This is a genomic window from Nitrospira sp. BLG_2 (assembly GCF_049222245.1).
In genome coordinates, this window is the sequence record NZ_JBLYIG010000041.1 from 1 (window position 1) to 1882 (window position 1882).

The 1882-nt window shown below is 51.6% G+C and carries 2 protein-coding genes; both read left to right on the forward strand.

Annotated elements, in window-relative coordinates:
* Window positions 1-322 precede the first annotated feature (322 nt).
* A complete protein-coding gene (locus tag ACOSYY_RS01180; RefSeq protein WP_421660412.1) occupies window positions 323-1306 on the forward strand; it encodes a PIN domain-containing protein in 984 nt (327 codons plus the stop codon).
* 217 nt (window positions 1307-1523) lie between these two features.
* Window positions 1524-1882 (forward strand): hypothetical protein (locus ACOSYY_RS01185; protein ID WP_421660413.1); only part of this gene is annotated, 359 nt, incomplete at its 3' end.

Genomic DNA, 1882 nt, shown 5'->3' on the forward strand with positions numbered 1-1882 from the left:
GGGGGAAGCGGATAGAAAATGGCAGATCCAGTTCGTAGAAGGCTGCATAAATAGTGTTCGGACGACGCTTCGCGTCCCTCGAAACAGCGCTGCACAGGACAGTCGCTGCACAACCTCCGGTCGCTCCGCGCCCGCCGGTGAGCCGCGGGGGTGTTAGACAGACTGCATAAGACGACAATCTCAGCGCGGTAGTGGAGCGGAACTTGTCCTGCTGCAATGGGTTAGGGCTGGTGATCGGTGCTTGCCCGCCGGTTTAGGCAGAAGTGGACAATCTGCCGTAACGGGATTATACAGTCTGTCTAAACATTGTTAGGCATCGCCCATGCACATCTTCATCGATACCAACATTCTCCTCAACTTCTTCCACTTCTCAAACGATGAACTGGATGCGCTTAACAACGTTTTCGCATCACACCAGCATGGAGCCGCCAAGGTACATCTGACTCAGCAGGTTTGCGATGAGTTCAAACGCAACCGTGAGAACAAGATCAAGGATGCATTGAAGCGTTTCAAGGAGATCAAGTGCGCTGCACAGCTGCCATCTTTCATGAAGGCCTACGACGAATACGACACCATTCGACGCTGTAGCTCCGAGTTGGAGGCGCTCGTCAAGTCTATCTCAGAGAAGGTGGACGCCGACATAGCTGCCAAGCGCTTGGTTGCAGACCGCCTTATCTCAGACATCTTCGGTCGCGCCGAAATAATCCCGACAACACCGGAGGTCTTCGCCACCGCAAGTATGCGGCTCACTATTGGAAACCCGCCTGGCAAGGCAGGTTCGATCGGCGACGCCATAAATTGGACACTGTTGCTTCAGACCGTTCCAGACGGGGAGGCTCTTCACGTCATCAGCGAGGACGGTGACTTCTACTCAAGGCTGAATGAGGACGCCGCACACCCGTTCCTGAAAGAGGAGTGGCAAGCCCGCAAGAGCTCCTCGCTCCACGTCTACCGCACGCTCTCGTCTTTCATGAAAGAGCACTTCGATGGGGTGGCTTTCCCCTTCGATCGCGCGAAGGAGGCACTCATCGATGATCTTTCAACCTCCGTAAACTTCGCCAACACGCATCACCTCGTCAGCAAGCTTGAAGCTTTCTCGTACTTCTCGCTCAAGGAAGTTGAACGTATTCTGGCGGCGGCAGTTGAAAACGATCAGTTCGGCATGATCGCCACTGACTATGATATCTCGGACTTCCTGAATCGGGTAGCGGTTCCAAGGCGTGGGAGCATCACGGATCCCAGGCAAGTTGAAATTCTGCAGAGAGTCATCGAAGAGCAGCGTAAGCGAGCCTCCAGCGATACCTAACCCTTCGTTCCACCTGACGTCCGCCAACCGGCTCTGCCGCCTTGCGAACGCAAGTGAACTCAAACGTTAGGCGATAGCAAATCGAAATGACTGACGAGGAGTTAGAAGCTACGAGGGAGCGATATTATCAAGCGCGCTCAAGCCCCTGTTCTTGCCCGACGACCCGGTAAGTAATGACATTGTCAGATACTTTGCATCGTTACTCAGAATCGTGGGCATGGAAGACAAGGGATGGGATCCATATCTTGAGTCAAGAGGAACTCTTGAAGATCTAAATGCAATTCTCCAATCCAAACATGCTGAAGCGATTTTTGAAGATAAAGAACTCACTATGTGGCGAATGGGGCTTCAAATGTACAGTCACATCGTCGAAATGGATGCCCCATATGAAGTAATCACCAATCTACTACGGTTTCAACTTGGCAAAGGATACAGCCCTAATCCGTACTATATGTTTTTCAACAACGAAGAAAAGAAGCAGTTCAAGCGGTTTGGGATATATCCGAAGAAAAAGTTGAAAATAATTAAGCAGCTCTCGAAAGAAGTCGGCAACCCCATCGGTGAAATATTCGATGA